15 protein-coding genes are annotated in these 17647 nt (G+C 53.5%); 2 read left to right on the top strand and 13 right to left on the bottom strand.

The features are described 5' to 3' along the window. Positions 1-3408 (bottom strand): exodeoxyribonuclease V subunit gamma, encoded by a 3408-nt coding sequence (locus QEH52_RS12835; protein ID WP_308950971.1) that lies wholly within the window; start codon positions 3406-3408, stop codon positions 1-3. 105 nt (positions 3409-3513) lie between these two features. Then, positions 3514-4407: a LysR family transcriptional regulator gene (locus tag QEH52_RS12830; protein WP_308950969.1), complete on the bottom strand. Its 894-nt coding sequence runs from the start codon at positions 4405-4407 to the stop codon at positions 3514-3516. 79 nt (positions 4408-4486) lie between these two features. Here QEH52_RS12830 and QEH52_RS12825 point away from each other — a divergent pair, with 79 nt between their 5' ends. Together QEH52_RS12825 and QEH52_RS12820 are read left to right on the top strand one after the other, a co-directional pair. Beyond that, on the top strand, positions 4487-4885 hold the full coding sequence (locus tag QEH52_RS12825; protein WP_308950967.1) for a CidA/LrgA family protein: 399 nt from the start codon (positions 4487-4489) through the stop codon (positions 4883-4885). Next, positions 4878-5561: an LrgB family protein gene (locus QEH52_RS12820; RefSeq protein ID WP_308950965.1), complete on the top strand. Its 684-nt coding sequence runs from the start codon at positions 4878-4880 to the stop codon at positions 5559-5561. The genes QEH52_RS12825 and QEH52_RS12820 overlap by 8 nt, the downstream gene beginning before the upstream one ends. Positions 5562-5878: 317 nt before the next feature. Here QEH52_RS12820 and QEH52_RS12815 read toward each other — a convergent pair whose 3' ends face one another. From QEH52_RS12815 to QEH52_RS12765, 11 genes are all read right to left on the bottom strand, one after another. Further along, the gene (locus QEH52_RS12815) at positions 5879-6586 is read right to left on the bottom strand and encodes a c-type cytochrome (RefSeq protein WP_308950963.1); all 708 of its coding nucleotides are present in this window, start codon (positions 6584-6586) and stop codon (positions 5879-5881) included. Further along, on the bottom strand, positions 6586-7263 hold the full coding sequence (locus QEH52_RS12810) for a cbb3-type cytochrome c oxidase subunit II (RefSeq protein WP_308950962.1): 678 nt from the start codon (positions 7261-7263) through the stop codon (positions 6586-6588). The genes QEH52_RS12815 and QEH52_RS12810 overlap by 1 nt, the downstream gene beginning before the upstream one ends. Then, positions 7263-8729 carry a cbb3-type cytochrome c oxidase subunit I gene (locus QEH52_RS12805; protein ID WP_308950960.1) on the bottom strand — a complete coding sequence of 489 codons (1467 nt, stop codon included), beginning with the start codon at positions 8727-8729 and terminating at the stop codon, positions 7263-7265. Before QEH52_RS12805 ends, QEH52_RS12810 begins: the two co-directional genes overlap by 1 nt. Before the next feature lie 102 nt (positions 8730-8831). Further along, positions 8832-9041: a hypothetical protein gene (locus tag QEH52_RS12800; RefSeq protein ID WP_308950959.1), complete on the bottom strand. Its 210-nt coding sequence runs from the start codon at positions 9039-9041 to the stop codon at positions 8832-8834. 8 nt (positions 9042-9049) lie between these two features. After that, positions 9050-9361, bottom strand: a complete 312-nt coding sequence (locus QEH52_RS12795; RefSeq protein WP_308950957.1) for a hypothetical protein — start codon at positions 9359-9361, stop codon at positions 9050-9052. 5 nt (positions 9362-9366) lie between these two features. After that, positions 9367-10638 carry a hypothetical protein gene (locus QEH52_RS12790; RefSeq protein WP_308950956.1) on the bottom strand — a complete coding sequence of 424 codons (1272 nt, stop codon included), beginning with the start codon at positions 10636-10638 and terminating at the stop codon, positions 9367-9369. A 4-nt stretch (positions 10639-10642) separates the two neighbouring features. Then, positions 10643-11296 carry a c-type cytochrome gene (locus QEH52_RS12785; RefSeq protein WP_308950954.1) on the bottom strand — a complete coding sequence of 218 codons (654 nt, stop codon included), beginning with the start codon at positions 11294-11296 and terminating at the stop codon, positions 10643-10645. A gap of 9 nt (positions 11297-11305) precedes the next feature. Further along, positions 11306-11836, bottom strand: coding sequence for a DUF3341 domain-containing protein (locus QEH52_RS12780; protein WP_308950953.1), 531 nt, complete (start codon positions 11834-11836; stop codon positions 11306-11308). Then, positions 11836-13335 (bottom strand): NrfD/PsrC family molybdoenzyme membrane anchor subunit, encoded by a 1500-nt coding sequence (nrfD, locus tag QEH52_RS12775; RefSeq protein ID WP_308950951.1) that lies wholly within the window; start codon positions 13333-13335, stop codon positions 11836-11838. The genes QEH52_RS12780 and nrfD overlap by 1 nt, the downstream gene beginning before the upstream one ends. A 26-nt stretch (positions 13336-13361) precedes the next feature. Continuing rightward, positions 13362-16757: a TAT-variant-translocated molybdopterin oxidoreductase gene (locus tag QEH52_RS12770; protein WP_308950950.1), complete on the bottom strand. Its 3396-nt coding sequence runs from the start codon at positions 16755-16757 to the stop codon at positions 13362-13364. 17 nt (positions 16758-16774) lie between these two features. After that, positions 16775-17428, bottom strand: coding sequence for a cytochrome c3 family protein (locus QEH52_RS12765; RefSeq protein ID WP_308950948.1), 654 nt, complete (start codon positions 17426-17428; stop codon positions 16775-16777). Between the last annotated feature and the right edge of the window lie 219 nt (positions 17429-17647).

Here is a 17647-nt window from a genome sequence, read left to right as displayed (position 1 = left end):
TTATTGGCCTCCTTTTTTGAGGTCCAGCTCTTCGGCCCAGGCTAAGACCGGATCTAAAATACACTCTGCATTCGCCGCAAATGCCTGCGACAGCGCATCCGGCGCTTCCGGCGAGGCGGGTGAGGTATCATCAAAACAAAGACACTGCGCAGCGGAGCGATCTTGCCCGATGCCCCGATAGCATTCCCATTTTTGTTGATACGCATGCGTGAGCAGTGCTTTCGGGTCCGCGCTGGGATCTTTGCGCCGGGCCGCCACATACGCCTGGGCAATCTCCAAGCTAAAGGCTAAGGGTTGCACTTGCCCGTGACGCCAGAGCTCCAGCACATCACTGAGCCAAGCACGCCCAAACTCACCGCCCCGCTCAGAGCCATTTAGGGCGGGCCAAACGGTACAGTCTTGCGTCTTCAAATTGAGAATTCGACTCCCCTGCTCGGCCCCGATATGATGCACAAAGGCTTCCAGTAAATATTTAGCCTGACTGAGTGAACCATTGATCAGGATCAAGCGTTGCCCGGCTGCATTCTCCCAATACTCATCTTGGTAATGCAAACCTCCCTGCTGAAAATGAAAGCTCGATTTGTGTAAATCGATCGTGCTCAAATGCGTCTCTAGTAGCTGCAACAAAGGCGCCACTTGAGTCACCCACACGGCCTCTCCTGCATGCCCGAGCGGAAGCGTGAGGTCGAGCTGCCAGGCTCGCTTGAGCTCCGAGGCAAACTCTGGGCTTAATTGCCCTTGCTGCTTGGCCATCAGCCATTGCTGCAACACTTGTCGCCGAAGGCCCCATGCTGCGCCGCCATCCATCTCCAGGGCTTCTTGATCTTCATGTGTCTCCACCCAATCCAACTCATCGAGCTTCACATGTAACTGTTGGCTCAAATAATCCTTGGCCGGGTCTTTGAGGAAGCGCAGTAACTGCTCTGCCGTGACATCTGTCGGCGACTCCGCTGCGGACTCTTCAGGCTCGCTGGCCGCGAGAAAAGAACGCCGCGTTTCGACGGGGGCTTCAACAGCTGAAAATTGTGAATTAAAGTGCAGCGGCACAGGTGGCTGCCCCTGGGTGGGTTGCGCCTGCTTAAAATTCTCCGCACTCCACTCCTGCAAGGGGTGGCGCACGATGACTTTTTCCAATAAGGCCTGACGCGCCGCAGCTGCCTCCGCATCCGGCTCTGGCAGTCGCTGCAGGAATTGCAGTAGCTCACTCAACAACAACGATGGAGGCAGCGCTTTATTATCCAAATCACTTTGGCCGACATAGCTCAGATATAGACGCTCCCGTGCATTCAACAGACAGTCCAAAAATAATTGTCGATCCTCGTCCCGGATATGAGCATCTCCAAGGTAGTGTAATTCTCGATACGCGAGACCTGTGCCGCGCAGTGCTTTTGCGTGACGCCGTTGCAGCTCGATCAAATCAAATTCCAAGCTTCTTTGCTGACGCGGATACGAACCTTCATCCAGTCCCAAAATACAAACCACGCGCGCGGGGATGTGGCGCGCGGGCTGCAAGCGACAGAAGGTCACCCCCCGACGCAGTAAGCCGGACGGCCCGGACTCTGCAAAATCATTTTCCTGCAGCATCAAGCAAAAGGTGTCCAAGCCGATCTCTGTATCCGTCGAAGCCACCTGAATGCCACCGATCGCGGAAGCCAACAAACGCATCCACTCGCCGCCCTCTTTCGCTTCACTGCCCAGGATCTGTCGCAGCACCGAGATCATCGCCTCCGACCATTCGCGGAAACTGCAACGCTGGTGGCTGCGCCCCGCCAATTCGAAAATCGGACGCAAGAATTGGGTCAGACTGCCCACCGCTTCCAGCATGCGACCATCGGTCACGTAGGGCGCACAGTCGCGAGGCCCCGAAGCGCCAAAAATCAAGCCATCATAGAGACGCTGCAAACCATAATCCCAGCTATAGGCCGCATACTCCGGCAAGCCGGCGGCTTTGCGCTGCGGCCCATCGATGCCCCAGCGAATGCCCACCGATTGTAAGACATGCAGCAGGTCCTTTAACAAATCACGATCCAGCCCCAGGCGTTGGCAAATGGGCTCAAAGTCCAACAAGCATGCCACCTCGGAAAAGTGCTGCCGGCCCGTCAGCAAATTCAACAAAGCGGCAAAAAAGCGCCAACAATTTTCATCCCCAGCACTCTTTTGGTCAGCGATACAAAAAGGAATGCGAATCGGATCCGCGCCCGCCTGCGGACGCGTGCCCATGCCAAAGACCGATTGGATGGCATCGGTGTAATCACTCACCTCCGGCACCAGCACCATGATATCTTCCGGCCGCAAGCTCGGGTCGGCCGCAAACAGAGCGAGTAACTGTTGCTGTAGCACCTGCACCTCTCGCAGATGACTATGACAGCGATGCACACTGAAGCTACCATCCGCAGTAAAGTCACAATACGGCTCATTCATCCGCAGCGCATTTTGTAAGCGCAGTAAATCACTACCCGGCTCAACCGTCGCCAATTGCGGCATCTCCCCGGTCGGATAGTCCAAAGCCAACAAGAGCGACTGAAAACGAGCCGCCGCCTGTCCATTGGCCACCAACAAAGAGTTGTCCAACAAATCCGCGCCGTCGCCACTGTTGAGCTCCCCTGCGTCCAGATCGGTCAACAGACTCGCACGATAGTTTTTCGGCAACTCTCCCAAATACGCTTCGCTCGGAATCAAGTGATACAAATACAGCTCACGTGTCGCTGCCAGCTGTTGAAAAAACCTCAAAAACGCCGGCGGAAAGGAAGTAATCCCAAACACATGCAAGGGCCCCTGCGACTCCGCGGGTGCCACGCCCTCGGCAAAGAAACGCTGCAAAGCCAGCCCCACCACACAACGATCCAACTCTTCGGCCGACAGCCCCATCTTCTCGACCATGGCGCGAAAGAGCTTGGCCTGCCAATCCATATGAGGCAGCTCCCCCGTCGGCGAGTCCCCCGCACACCAGGCCGTCACCCACTCCGGACGGTGCACCGCATAGCTGTCGTATAAATCCGCCAAGCGCCCCGCCAGTTGCCAGGCACGGCGCTCCAAATTCGAGTGTTTCGAGCTCAGGTAGTCCGTCAGCGGGCTCCCCTCCGACCAGTCTTCAAAAACCCGTGCTTGCAGCAAATCAAAGAGCTGCCAACGCATCACCACCGGCTCCAGCCCCTGCCAACGATCATAAAAGCCCAAAGCCTCCAGCTCCTTCGCGATAAACGACTGCGCAAAAGGCATCTTCACCCCTGCCGAAATACCACAATGCCGGGCATGCCACAGACGCAACCAACGCCCCAGGCCCGCATTTTGCACAATGACCGTCGTCGGCTCCAAGCGAGCCTCTTGCAACACCGCAGGATTCATGTGCTGCACCAAAGCCTCCGCGAGCTGTTCTTGATGGGTGGATTCAACGAGGTGAAGAGACATATCTATAAGGCTAAATTCAGAAAACGGGCTGTCGATGCAAATGCCAAGCTAAGGGTTTTATAACAAGGCATAGAACAAAGAGCATACGATCAAACAATATATGCTTTACGACTCCGCTGGGGCCAGCGATGACTCTTTAACCAGGCTTAACCAACGAGCTGCGGCGGGCGACAAGCTCACCGAACGGCGCCACATCAGGCCAAGTCGCCAACGTAAATCTTGCTCATCGATGAGCGCTGTGGCAACGGAAAGTTGCCCACGGGATTCGACTTCCAAACGCGGCAGTAAGGACACGCCCAAGCCGGTGGCGACCAGCGCGATAATGAAATCTGCGTGTCCGCCGCGCGCCGCAATGTTCAAATCCACATTACGAGCCCGACATGCCTTAGCTAAAATAGTATTTAACACGAAGCCTTGCTCGAACGCGATAAAGGGGCTGGCCACCAGTTCATCAAATTTCACAGTCTTGCGTCCTTCCAGTGGATGGCCGCGTGGCAGCAGCGCTAGCATGGGCTCATCAATCACTTCCTCCCATTCGAAATCTGTGGGCACCGGATACAGCGTGGCCCCCATTTCAATCTGCCCGGAACGTAACAAGTCCTCGAGATGGCGACTCCCCTGCTCGTGCAAATCAATTTCAATGCCGGGATAGCGCTGACGATAAGCCGCCACTAAGCGGGCAAATAGTACACCACTGCCTAGAATCGGGAGGCCCAAGCGTAGCCGGCCAGTGATCAGGCCCTTGTGCTCCGCAATTTCTGCCTGTAAATAGTCGCGCTCGGCCAACATCGCCGTGGCGCGACGTAAAACCATCTGCCCCACATCGGTGACTTTGACCCCATCGGTAAGCCGATCCAAGAGACGCACACCACATTCGTGCTCCAGCAAAGACAGGGCTTTGCTAACTGTTGGCTGAGTCGTGCCCAGCGATCGAGCGGCTGCGGTGAATCCCCCCAAGCGCACCACTTCTACAAAATACTCTAAATGTCTTAACTCCACATCATTCCTATATGGAATGACTAGTATTCAATCAATTCATTTATGGAATATAAATTTTTCTGCTATACTGCTGCCCATAATGAAAGCGCAAGAGACAATCACCCGTCGTTTCACCCATGGCTCCGCAGGCTTGCGGGGCCTACAAATACTTGCCCTGATGCTGCTTTGTTGGTTGGCCCAACTCTTAACAAGCCATTTACAATGGCCCATCCCTGGCAGCTTAGTCGGTCTCTTCGTGCTGTGGCTCTTACTGAACCGCAAGGTGCTGCCTGCCGCTTGGGTAGAAGACGGAGCCAACGATTTGTTGAACCACTTGATGCTATTTTTTGTGCCCGCGATGTTGGCACTGGTCGATCGGCCCGAACTGCTGAGCATGTTGGGCGTCAAGTTACTAATCGCGGTCTTAATCAGCACACTGGCTGTGATGTGCGGCACCGCATGTGTCGTCGAAATCGGATTTCGGCTAAAACATGACTGATCTCGGTAAAGGCATTTTTTGGTGCGTCTGCACCCTAGTCATCTATCTGAGCGCACGCAAATTACATCAACGCTACGGGCGCTGGTGGAGCTCGCCGATGTTGTTAACCTGGCTGAATTGCGGGCTCTTAATTTGTAGCCTGCACCGTAGCTACGCGGAGTATTTGATCGGCACCCATTGGATGATTTGGCTCCTCGGGCCCGCCACAGTCGCCTTTGCGATTCCCATCCACCGGCAACAGGATTTGATACGCAAGCACTGGATCTTACTCTGCGTGGGCGTGAGCGTGGGCAGCCTCTTGGCCTTTGCGAGCAGTTGGGGGCTGGCCAGTCTCTTTCACTTCAGCCCCGAGATGCGGGCCAGTCTCTTACCACGCTCCATCACCACACCCTTAGCAATGGAAGCCTCCGTGCGGCTCGGCGGGGTGCCAGAATTGACTGCAATCTTTACCGCAATCACGGGACTCTTCGGCGCAGCCGTCGGCGAAAGCTTACTCTATTATTTACCCATCCGTTCAAGCTTCGCCCGCGGAGCCCTTTTTGGCATGGGCGCACACGGAGCCGGTGTAGCCCGCGCACGTGAAATCAGCCACGAAGAAGGCGCAATCGCCAGCCTGATCATGATACTTGCTGGATTATTAAATGTCATCGTAGCTGGCGTGCTCTCATCGCTGTAGACTCAGCCGTAGCTGGGTGCTCTCATCGCTGTAGACTCAGTCGTAGCTGGGTGCTTTAGCCCCAGTCGCGCAATGTTGGCCTACCAGTGTGATGCGCCTCGGCAGCCTGTCGCGGGACAACGGCTATCACCGTCATGCTACATCGATTGCTGTAGCTGGCTGCTTTAGCCCCAGTCGCGCAATGTTGGCTTACCAGTGTGATACGCCTCGGCGGCCTGTCGCGGGACAACGGCTATCGCAGTCATGCTACATGGATCGATGTAGCTGGGTGCTGTAGCTGGCTGCTGCAGCGGGGGCTAAAGCACCCCGCTACTTAGTTATTCAGCGGGAGCTGCTTCTGGAATGGGGCCTAGGCCTTCTTTCAGTTCAGCTGCAGTCCATGGAGTGGAACGTGCACTGTAGTTGGCGCTGTAATCCGCAATCATTTGCTCGGTGACCTCAGATGCATCATTGCCCCATGACTGACGAATGAAGGTGATGACGCCTGCAAGGTCTTTTTCGCTCAATGCGAGACCACTCGGTCCGAAGGCTGGCATGTTACCATTATAGCTGTTGCCCTTCACTTCGATCTTACCATTGAGGCCGTTGATCAAAATACGTGAAACAACTTCAGGATGCCCAGTCACCCATGTTGAGCCCTCCAGTGGTGGATAGACGCCGGGAACACCGGTACCTTCAGCTTGGTGACAGGCGGCACACTGATTACGAAAGACTTTGGCGCCCCGATCGTAGAGCGAAATCTCAACAGGTTTGGGTGCACTCGCATTCGGATCGAAATGTGGCGAAAATGCGTTGGCCTGGAAATTACCCGAGTATTCGACGAGGTAGACGCCTCCCCAAAAGCAGAGGGCGGCAAAGACGAACATGAGGAAAATCGGCACGGGAGAAAAGCCTTCATGGGGCTCTTCTTTCTCACGCATTAGCTGCGCATGCACATCCTGCATGTGCTCATCCTGCATAGCAGCCTTCTCTAGAGCCTCGCGGCTGTTCGAGTTGGAACTGGAATTGTGTGGTTGCTCGCTCATTATTCGATGATCGGTGCCTCTGGGAGACTGTAATTGATTTTGAGGCTCAGTAGATACTCAACCAAGGCTTTAGCACGGTGGGTCGGCACGACCTCATAGCCCGCAGCGGGTGCGTATTTGGAATCAGGTGGAAATTTCAATGCATCTTTTGAAGCTGCGCCATCGATTTCGCGCTCTTCATAGAGGAATGCGAATGGAGGCATGGTGGAGCCTTCAGATGTGATTTGCGGATTGTAGAGGTGCAAATGGTGCCAGTCGCGGCCGCCTTGTTGAAAGATGCGTCCACCCACATTGGCTAGATCGGGGCCTGCACGCATGGTGCCGAGCAAAACGCGATCCTGAGTGATATAGTCGCGGGCGACGGTTTGACGCGGGCCCCAACCACGGTCGAAATCCGCTCCGAACCCGGAACGGCGAATTTGCTGAGTATGGCAGTAGATACAGCCCATCGAAATATAGACTTCCTTGCCCTGTTGCTCAATTCCCCCTGGCATCGCAGGAAAGAGTGGTTCTCCTTCCGGCATGACCATAACTGTAGGATCATTATCTGAAGGCACTAAAGTTTCGGTGGTGCGCGTCAGGCTACCGAGTTGTTTATGGCTGCTCAAAATTAGCCCTGAAAAGGAGAAGGCTAAGGCAAAGAAAATGCCGCAGAAAAGTAATGGTAAGTTTTTCATTAAACGTTGCCTCCTTCCTTAGTATCAGCGAGGAGGGTCGGACCTTGCTTGGCACGGACAGCGCCGGCAGCGAATAGCATCCAAGCAATATTAATTGCAAAAGCGATATGACCAATCGTGAGCATCACTCCAGAAATTGAGCGGGCTTTCAACCATGGGATCGTGTGTTGAACGGTTTCGAGGAAGGGAATTTCGGCATTGTTCATTTCCAGACCTTGAATCCAACCACCAGTCTGCAGAGCGACCACCATAACCGTGATACCGATCGCACAGGCCCAGAAGTGAATCCGGATCAAGGAAGCAGAGGGCCACTCACGCTTAAGCAAGCGTGGCATCATGTAATATACACCACCGAACATGATCATGGTAAAGAAGGCATACACACCGTGGTGTGAGTGGCCGACTGTAAAGTGTGTAAAGTGTGTCACTTCATTGACCGAGCGTAGTGCCATTGCAGAGCCTGTAAGGCTGACCAAGGTGTAGGAAATCGCCCCGAACACAATGAATCGCAGGGTCGGACTACGCCAGACCTCCTTGTGCAAGCCGACCACCGACATGTGGTGGTTAATCCCAACCACGATGACTGGAATCACCATCATAACGGATGCCACAATACCTGCTGAAATGAGCCATACAGGAATGGGGCCGCCAATCAAGTGGTGCACACCTGCCCAGTTATAGAAAATGGCCAATGCCCAGAAGCCGAGCACGGAAAGATAGTATGAATAAATCGGACGTCCTAATACCTTCGGAATTAAGTAGTAAGCCGTGCCGAGTGCCATAGGAGTCAACCACAGCCCCAAGACATTGTGTGCAAACCACCAATTGGTAACGGACTGCACAACACCGCGCGCCGGGAACCAAATAATCATGATTTGGGCGATGACATAGAGCCAAGGGAACCAGAACAGCGCAGCCAAAATATACCACTGCGAGACATAGACGTGGTCTCCCTTACGAAAACGGAAGGCCAACACACCCCAAACCCCGATCAAGGCATACGAAATCGCCAGCAAGGGGGTCGCATAATGCGGAATTTCCAACCACTCGACCGAAGTAATATCGCCCTTGAGCAGACCAACGATGCCAACAGTCAGACCAATGTTCCAGAAGATCCCCGCAATCAGCAAGATCCCCTTGTGGTTAATCGGTGCACGGCAAAGGCGTGCCATGATCCATAAGCCCACAGCAAAGATGATGTTGTTCCCCCACCCGAGTGCCATCGCATTTAAGTGCGCCGAACGCACTCGCCCAAAAGTGAGAAACTCGAAGCTGCTCGCGAAGTCTGGCTCGTGCGCTTTAAAAGCGGCGAGCAAGGCAAACACGGTGCCAACCAACAGCCAGGAGACGGCAGAGATGACAAAGAAGAGCGCGGCTGAACGAATCGAAGAATCGATTTCGCTCAATTCCGCCCGCACAGCTGCGCTGTTGGCAGAATACGGGCTTTCGTTGGATGAGTTGGACATTATGGGTGAAGTGGAAATTATGAATTAAGAGTTTCGAATTAAGAGTTTTGAGCAGCCCGAGCTTCTAGTGATGCGTGGAACAAACGAGCCATATCATATTTCTTATTTCTTATTTCTTATTTTTTTACTGGGAAAGGAGTCGGAGATTTCACCTTCCGGCTCCTCTTCAGTGAATATAACTTTAGCTTGGGAGTCGAAATTGCGAAGCTGGCCCTTTTTAGCAGACCAATACAGCATACTCACCGCCACGATAAAGAAGAGAACTCCCAGAACGATCAGCGGCAGTATGTTAGTATAGCTATCGACATCCATACGATGAACTATTCGGCGGCGTCCGCCTCCTGGGCCGACTCTGTATAGGCAGCAACGGTCAACTCCATCGCATCCGCGATGGGGATGGCAACCGTGCCTGCTTCCGCGTTAATGACTTTGTAGCTGCTGAGCTTTTCCAAGCCCGCGGCACGTGCCTCGTCCGCCTTGGCCTGGCGATCGATGCCAGCCTGTGCATTGACGGGATCCGCACGATTGGGCAGATACGCGACGAAGAGAATAAGCGCGAAAATCAGGATTGCGCCCAGACCTCCGAGGAAGGAAAGCAATGAATTGCTTTTAGATACTTGAGTTGCTGACATCGTAATTACTCGCTGTAGTTAAGTGATGTAAGAATGTTCGGGTCACGAACAGGAATTGGTTCTGCCTTTTTCATGCTACGGCACATGGCGAAGATGCAAATACCACCAATACCAATGAGGGCTGCGATATCGTAAGGAGAGATCGAGAACTGGCGCACTAGATATCCAGGAGCGTGGTCTGGAGCGACTAGTTTGCCGGGAACGATGTTCCAGTAGAGATCGAGCACGTGGAAGGCTAGGATCCAGCTGGCCACGATCACCGTGCGCCATACCACGACCTTGGTCTTATACCAGAGTAGTAAGAGGAAGGGAGTCAGGAAGTGACCGAAGATTAGGCCCATGCTCACCCACCACCAACTGTTGCGAGTGCCGTCGTAGTTCATCTCACGGATGTTATACCAGAAGGTTTCTTCCGGAATATTCGCACTGTAAATGAGGAAATACTGCGAGAAGCTGATGTAGGTCCAGAAGATGGTGAAAGTCAGCATCAAGCAACCGAGATCGTAACGGTGCGCTTGCTTGAGAATGCCCTTCAGGTAGCCCTTCCAAGCCAAGATCACACAGAGGATCAACAAGGTGCTGATCGCAGCGCGCATACTTGCCGCGAAGAACCAGACGCCATACATGGTCGAGAACCAGTGGTATTCCAGCGACTTAAACCAGTCGATAGCACCGAGTGTCATCGCGATCGAAGTCAGGAAGAGACCGAGCGATGAGAGACGGCGTGCGTTATGCAGATTATTGACATCGCCTGTGGTGTCAGTGTTGAAGGACCAGCGACGCAACAGCCCCGAAACGAGGATGAAGACACCGAAGATACCGACGGCACGCACCGCGAAGAATGGAATGTTCAAGAATGGCGACTTCCACTGATAAAGTGGATCTTCGCCCACAGTGCCATGTCCTGGCAAGGCGTTATGCCCGTCCATCCACTTCCAGAGCAAGCCTGGGTTTTCGTGGAAGAATGGAATCGCCAAAAGTGGCAAGAACAAGACCAGCAAGTAAGGGAATGCAGCCATGCCGTGCTCACACTGACGACGAATGATCGTAGGCCAGCGGGCATGGAAGACATACCAGATTTGCGTCAAGAAAAGCATACCAATGGCGATCGACAGCCAGAAGCCAATGCCGATGAGCCAGCTCATGATAGGACGCACGTCGCCGTCGTCCCACCCCTGCTTGAAACCGAATAGTGCAATAACGATGCCGACGATGCCGACGACGAGAGCGATCAGCCCTACGTTACTACCCTTGGAGTTAGTTGTATCCGAACTCATATAATTATAATCCCAACTCTGTGCGTTGAACGGCGGTCAGCTCTTCGGCATTCGCATTTTGCGAAAGTTGTAGAGCGCGAACGTAGAGGACGATCGCCCAACGTTCTTCGGGTGAAATACGATCGTTGAAAGGAAGCATAAGCCCCTTACCATTAGTGATAACATCGAAAATGTGACCATCTTCGACAGAGCGCAAACGTGCGTCGTGATAGTTGGCTGCGAGCACACCATAAGGCTTGGTCACACCATTACCATCGCCCGCAGCGCCGTGGCAGCTCGAACAGAAGATATCATACTTCTCTTTGCCCTGTTGGATGAGCTCATAGCTAACTTCCACAGGAATCTTTTTAACTAAAGAACCGTCGGCATTTTTGCCTTGGTTGAAGACCGTATCACCGAGGCGTGGGTCTTCGAAGTCTTCGGAGAACACCTCGACTTGGTTGAAGTAATCACCACGAGCGACTGTGCCAGCGGGCACCTGACGATCGTTACGCCCATCGGCAAAAAAATCATTTTCGGCCTGTGGCTTATAACGTGCCTGGCGATCCATATCCGGAAAGACCTCCAGTGGTGGCTTGGTGCTGATCGAACCGCGGAAACCGAGAATCGATACCGCTGCGATGATCGCAAAAACATAAATGGCTAAGAAGATACGCATGATGATGTCCTAGGCTGAGACCTCCTCAATGTCGGTGCCGCCGATTTCTTCGAGAAAACGGCGTGTCGCGACAGGATCGTATTGACCATCGCGAGCTTCGATCGCGATGACGAGACGGTCTCCGGAAACTTCCAGAAACTTCTCACTGTTAAAGAGTGGGTTATAGTGCTGCGGGAGCAAATTAGTGATAAACATGCCGCCCAATGTGCCGAATGCTGAGAGCAAAATAGTGAGCTCATACATGATCGGGAATGGAAAGACAGGGCTAAAGAATGGCTGGCCACCCACAATCAGTGGATAATTAAAGGCATTCATGAACCACACAATTGTCATGCCCAAAGTGAAACCACTGACGCCACCACAAAAGGTGAAGACAGGCACTTTAGAGCGTGGCTGACCTTGTGCAGCTGGCATCCCGTGAACGGGGAACGATGAGTACGTGTCCCACTTTTTGTAACCGGCATCCCGCACCTTTTCTGCCGCGTGGAAGAAAGCTGGTGTATCGGGAAAGCTCGCGATGATTCCGTATGATTCAGACATTAGTGATGGTCTCCTTTCGCGTCACCGTGGTGACCATGTGGGTCGGCGGCTGGCATTACGAATTTAACTTCCGCAATCGGCATGAGTGGGAGGAAGCGTAGGAAAAGAAGGAAGAGGACGCTGAAGAGGCCGAAGGTGCCAAAGAAGGTCAGGATATCGACCATTGTTGGCGAGTAGTAACCCCAGCTCGAAGGCATAAAGTCATTGGCCAGCGAAGTAACGGTAATCACGAAACGTTCGAACCACATACCGACGTTAATGAAGATGGACATGATCCAAACCAGTGCCCAGTTCTCACGCACTTTCTTGAACCAGAAGAGCTGTGGAGTGAACACGTTGCAGCTAAACATCATGACGTAGGCCCACCAGTATTGACCGAAGGCACGATTGATGAAAGCGAAGCTCTCATAAGGATTGGCACCATACCATGCGATGAAGAACTCCATGATATAGGCGTAACCGACGATCGAACCTGTGCCCAAGCAGATCTTACACATATTGTCGATGTGACGTTGTGTGATCAAGTCGTGCATGCCGTAGAGGGCGCGCAATGGGAGCATCAGTGTGAGCACCATACCGAAACCGGAGAAAATCGCCCCCGCCACGAAGTATGGAGGGAAAATTGTGGTGTGCCAGCCTGGCAAGACTGCAAGTGCGAAGTCAAAGGACACGATGGTGTGCACGGAAAGAACGAGCGGTGTAGAGATACCTGCCAGGATCAGGTAGGCCATTTCATAATTGCGCCAGTGGTTACCCGCATTGCGCCAGCCCATGGCGAAGATCGCATAGAAATTCTTGCGGAAGATATCCATGCCCTTGGCAAGCGCACCCGCACCTTCGTAGGCGTTCTTTTTGAGGCGTTGCACTGCACGGTCGCGCAGTACGCTCAAGTCAGGAATCATTCCCATGTACCAGAACAACACAGATACGGTGCCGTAAGTGGAGACCGCAAACACGTCCCACTCCAGAGGCGAACGGAACTGAGGCCAGATACCATTGGAATTAGGAATTGGGAAGAGCCACCATCCGAACCAAACACGACCGACGTGGAAGAGCGGGAAAATACCCGCACAAACCACCGCGAAAATGGTCATCGCTTCCGCCGCTCGATTAATCGAGGTCCGCCAGCCTTGTTTCAACAAACAAAGCACCGCGGAGATCAGCGTGCCGGCGTGGCCGATACCGATCCAGAAAACGAAGTTAACAATCGCCCAGCCCCAGTTGATCGGATTGGCCAAGCCCCAGACTCCGACACCGGAGCTGACGAGCCAAAGCAAGCCGAGGCCCGTGAAGGACGCAGTCATGAGCGCAACCGCCATACAAATCCACCACCATGTGGGTGTCTTTGTTTCGACGATGCGGCAAATCTTGTCAGTTACCCAGTTGAAGTCACGGTTGTTCGTAACGAGGGGCTGTTCTTGGAGCTCAGCGGGCTGCACTTTGGCCAACAAAGCGGCCTGTGTAGCATCCATTGAACTATCTTGAGTAGTCGTAGCCATTTGATTCGGTTCGCAAGTGTTAGATTTTAGTGAGCGGCAGGTGCGGCTTCATGTTCATGAGAGGAGTGGTCGTGGCCGGCTGCACCGTGTGCATCGTGGCTGGGAGCCGCGTGTGCGTCGTGGTCACCGTGAGCAGCCCCGCTGCCGTGGCCGTAACGCTCATCGTATTGAGCATAGGCATAAGGCTTCTTGTAAGCGTCGGGCATCTTCGGATTTGGATTGCGCAAACGTGCCAAGTAAGTGGTGCGTGGGCGTGCATTGAGGTAGCCCAAGACAGAGTAATTACGATCACTCGCCTTGATTTTGGACACCTCAGAGTTGGCATCGGAAACATCACCAAAAGTGATGGCGTCAGTCGGGCAAACTTGTTGGCAAGCCGTCTTGATTGTGCCATCGGCAATCTTGATGTTGCCGGTCGCTCCTGCAAGGCGCTTCTGCTCGATCTTGGCAGACTCGATACGCTGTGTGCAGTAGGTGCACTTCTCCATCACACCACGCATGCGCACAGTGACATTTGGATTCTTTTGCATCTTCTGCAATTCAGGCTCGTCGACAGGACCTAATGGGCCCTTGTAAACTTCGCCGATCTGACGTTTGTTCCAATCGAAGAAATTAAAGCGGCGCACCTTATACGGGCAGTTATTTGCGCAGTAGCGAGTGCCGACGCAACGATTGTAAGCCATGGTATTGAGGCCTTGGGTATCGTGCACGGTAGCATTGACAGGGCAAACCTGCTCACAAGGTGCATTCTCACAGTGCTGGCACATGACGCTCATGAACGAGACCTGCACATCTTCGGGCACTTCAGTCTGATCGTATTTCTCCGCTGAGAAATAACGGTCAATACGCATCCAGTGCATTTCACGGCCACGTAGAACTTGATCCTTACCGACGATCGGCACGTTGTTCTCGCTTTGACAAGCCACGACACAAGCGGTGCACCCGGTGCAGCTGTTCAAATCGATCGCCATGCCCCACTGCTGAATATCGGGATATTGCTTACGAGCTTCCTCGCCCTGCCAGACCTTTACATTGGGTGCCGGCTCAGCGAAGCTGGGGTGCTTATACGCAGAGTTACCACGGAACTGACTAGTGGACTTCTCTTGTAGCGACTTGTCCGCATCCTTGCCGTAATTGGCCGGAGCATGGGATTCGACGCCCATCTTGTTGGCAAATTCCGGATTCTTCTTATAATAATCAGCATTGCCCTCGCGGATGATCGCACGGCCTTCCATCGACCAGTGTTCTTGCGTATTGGCCAGTGGACTGATTTCAGAAGTCAGCTGCAAGGCAGCGCCAGTCGCAACTCCAAGTGCGTTCGAAGAGCGAACAGTGTAAGCATTGAAACCGACACCTGCCCCCACACGACCGACTGTTTCGCGACCGAGGCCGAGCGGCAAGACGACTGTGTAGTTCGCCATACCAGGCACGACGTGAATCGGGCCCTTAACGGTGCGACCGTTCAGCGTCAGCTCGGCGACCACAGCTTGTTCCTTGCCGCGCTTGAAAGTAGCTTTGTTGGTTTGCAGTGTGCCCTTTGCGCCCTCGAAGAACTCACTGTCCTTATTCATGGGCTTTTTGCTTGGGAAAATTTGGACTCCATCCTTCTCTTCCAATTCCTTAGCGAGACGAGGGCTGATCAGGATCGCATTGTCCCAAGTCAACTTGGTCATAGGATCGGGACATTCCATCATCCAGCCATTATTCGCATAGCGACCATCTCCCGCATGCGAGCTCGCTGCAAAACGAACATCAAGCTTAGACGCGTTCAGTTCAGGCGCTTCCAAGTCAGCAGCCAGTACTGCTGCGCTAAGATCGGCAGCCCCCGTCTTGACGGGCTTGAAAGCACTGCCATCGAGCACACCATCGCTGAGGAATCGGTTAAAGTCACTGCCTCCCTGCGCCTTGAACGTGTCTTGCACGATGGAATACGCATCGTATTTGCGGGCGCCTGCGAGGCGTGCCAAAACTTCCAACTCACTGAAGGTCGGGAAGAGTGGCTCAATCATCGGCTGCACGGGCACGAGTGTGCCATCGAAAGTGCGGCCATCGCCCCAGCTTTCGAGGTAGTGCGAAGCGGCAATCACGAGTTTTGCAGCTTTTGCAGTCTCGTTTTTATCGCTACCGAAATAAATGCTCTCGCTGGCCTTTGCTTGCGCAGCGGCCCAGTCGAGATCAACGGGCGCATTATAAACGGGGTTACCACCAAGAATGAAAAGTGTTTCAACATCGCCTTGATTGAGGCGAGCCACTGCATCAGCAATGCCCGCTTCAGCATCTGCAACTTCCACATATTTGACCGGAGCGGACAAGATTTCGTTGATGGCAATCACGATTGCATGCGCCGACTTGGAGAGATGCTCCCCCGCCACGACGATTGCATGGCCTTTATTGGCTGCAAGGTCGGATGCACACTCCTCGACCCACTTGCTGTCGACCTTGAGTGTAGCAGCGGCCTTTTGAGCGCTGGCCGAAAGTTTCACACCCATCGCTGCAGCAAGTTGTGCGATAAAAGCGCCCATTTGACTACTACTCAAGCGCAGGCGGTGATCCGCCATGGCGCCCGTCGAAGTCAAAGAGCTTTCAACCGCATATAGGCGGCTCATCTTGGTCGCATCCTTCGAGTCTTTAACCTTACGAGTCTTAACGAAATCGCGAGCCAGACCGATAGAAGCATCCGCATTCAAAAGGAAATCCGCATCCAAGGAAAGCACACGCTTGGCCTTGTCGAACTCAGGGATCGAACGCAGCGTCTTACCGAATACAGCTTTGGCTGCTTGCTCAGACGTGCTTTGATCGATCGCGGTGTATTCCGTCCAAGTCGCTTGTGGGAATTTTTTCTTAATCTGCGCCACCAGAGCCGCACGGCTCGGAGAAGTGCTCGGCTCGGCCAAGAAGACCAAACCTTTTCCTTCATCAGCGGCATGTGCTTTGCTGATTGCTGCGAGGCGATCACGCACAGCAGTATCGCTCACACTGCTTTTAGTTGCACGGTCTGGATCATACAGGTCCAAGATGCTGGCCTGGGTGTAGACCGAAGTAGCTCCGCCGTATGGCTTGTAACTAGGATTACCTTCAATCTTAGTCGGGCGCCCCGTGTGGGTTTCCACGATCACTGGCACATTATCACGCGCGCCAGGCTGAGAAGATGTATAGTATACGGGCACACCAGGAATCAAGTTCTCTGGCTGCTTCGAATATGGAAGGATATTCTGCTCCGGACGACGGCAACCCGCCATCCCGAGACCAGCCAAGCCGAACGATGCGGCCATAACCTTCATAAATTGACGGCGATTGACGCCTTCCATCTCGGAGGCACCTGCGGGGAACTCACGCTGCACCCACTCGGAAAAAGCGGGCGTTTCTGCGAGATCGTCGAGGCTTTTCCAATAGCGAGGACCTGAAAATTCAGAGTTATTCATAGCTCAAATAAAATCGATTAACGGTGGCAGCCAGAACAGCTTTGCGGTGGGTTGACTTTCCAGTCGTGAACAAAACCAACAGCTTCCTTTTTAAAGTCTTCAGTGTCGGGACGTTCCCAATCCAGGTTATACACTTCTTCTGGTGGGCGCACATGCTCCTCTGGGTTGCGGTGGCAATCCAGGCAGAAGCTCATGCTGAAGGATTCTTTGTGCGTGACGACATCCATCTCATCCACGCGACCATGACACTCCACGCAGCTCACACCACGATTGACGTGCACAGAGTGATTGAAGTAGACGTAATCAGGTGTCTTGTGCACACGGACCCAAGGAATCGGCTCGCCCGACTCATAGCTCGTTTTGACAGGAGCCAGCATAGGATCGTCCTTACGCACCATACTGTGACATGTCATACAGACATTGGCAGCCGGCACATTGGAGTGCTCTGAGCGATCCACGAAAGTATGGCAATAGCGACAGTCAATGTCCAACTGACCTGCGTGCAGCGCGTGACTGAATGCAACCGGCTGAATCGGTGCATAGCCCACACGGGTGTATTTAGGAGTCGCATAATACGTCACACCACACACGACCGCGGTCACGGTGAGGATAATTGCAACAATTACTTTGATAGGGATCGTGTTGACCCACTTAGGAAATACATTCGCCATTGCTTTTAATTAGTAAAATTCGGTGAACCTTATATTGATCGAGGGCCCGCTATGAGCCCCTTATATTATACCTTGCGCGCAACAGCACCTTTAGCTGTGCGAACCCGTGCCAGTGCACTCGCAGATATATTAGCGGATGCACTCGTTGAAATGCCCTGCGAGGCCGTTTGTGTTTGATCACTGCGATCACTGCGACTTGTGCGCGCAATCGACGAAACG

The sequence above is a fragment of the Thalassobacterium maritimum genome (assembly GCF_031127805.1).
GTDB lineage: Bacteria > Verrucomicrobiota > Verrucomicrobiia > Opitutales > Coraliomargaritaceae > Thalassobacterium > Thalassobacterium maritimum.
Note: the sequence above shows the minus strand (reverse complement) of the source record. Positions and strands in the feature narration are given on the sequence as shown.

Excerpts from the sequence above, each read along its gene's own strand:
- QEH52_RS12835 (WP_308950971.1), bottom strand. The coding sequence starts at position 3,408 with ATGTCTCTTCACCTCGTTGAATCCACCCATCAAGAACAGCTCGCGGAG.
- QEH52_RS12825 (WP_308950967.1), top strand. The coding sequence starts at position 4,487 with ATGAAAGCGCAAGAGACAATCACCCGTCGTTTCACCCATGGCTCCGCA.
- QEH52_RS12820 (WP_308950965.1), top strand. The coding sequence starts at position 4,878 with ATGACTGATCTCGGTAAAGGCATTTTTTGGTGCGTCTGCACCCTAGTC.
- QEH52_RS12815 (WP_308950963.1), bottom strand. The coding sequence starts at position 6,586 with ATGAGCGAGCAACCACACAATTCCAGTTCCAACTCGAACAGCCGCGAG.
- QEH52_RS12810 (WP_308950962.1), bottom strand. The coding sequence starts at position 7,263 with ATGAAAAACTTACCATTACTTTTCTGCGGCATTTTCTTTGCCTTAGCC.
- QEH52_RS12805 (WP_308950960.1), bottom strand. The coding sequence starts at position 8,729 with ATGTCCAACTCATCCAACGAAAGCCCGTATTCTGCCAACAGCGCAGCT.
- QEH52_RS12800 (WP_308950959.1), bottom strand. The coding sequence starts at position 9,041 with ATGGATGTCGATAGCTATACTAACATACTGCCGCTGATCGTTCTGGGA.
- QEH52_RS12795 (WP_308950957.1), bottom strand. The coding sequence starts at position 9,361 with ATGTCAGCAACTCAAGTATCTAAAAGCAATTCATTGCTTTCCTTCCTC.
- QEH52_RS12790 (WP_308950956.1), bottom strand. The coding sequence starts at position 10,638 with ATGAGTTCGGATACAACTAACTCCAAGGGTAGTAACGTAGGGCTGATC.
- QEH52_RS12785 (WP_308950954.1), bottom strand. The coding sequence starts at position 11,296 with ATGCGTATCTTCTTAGCCATTTATGTTTTTGCGATCATCGCAGCGGTA.
- QEH52_RS12780 (WP_308950953.1), bottom strand. The coding sequence starts at position 11,836 with ATGTCTGAATCATACGGAATCATCGCGAGCTTTCCCGATACACCAGCT.
- nrfD (WP_308950951.1), bottom strand. The coding sequence starts at position 13,335 with ATGGCTACGACTACTCAAGATAGTTCAATGGATGCTACACAGGCCGCT.
- QEH52_RS12770 (WP_308950950.1), bottom strand. The coding sequence starts at position 16,757 with ATGAATAACTCTGAATTTTCAGGTCCTCGCTATTGGAAAAGCCTCGAC.
- QEH52_RS12765 (WP_308950948.1), bottom strand. The coding sequence starts at position 17,428 with ATGGCGAATGTATTTCCTAAGTGGGTCAACACGATCCCTATCAAAGTA.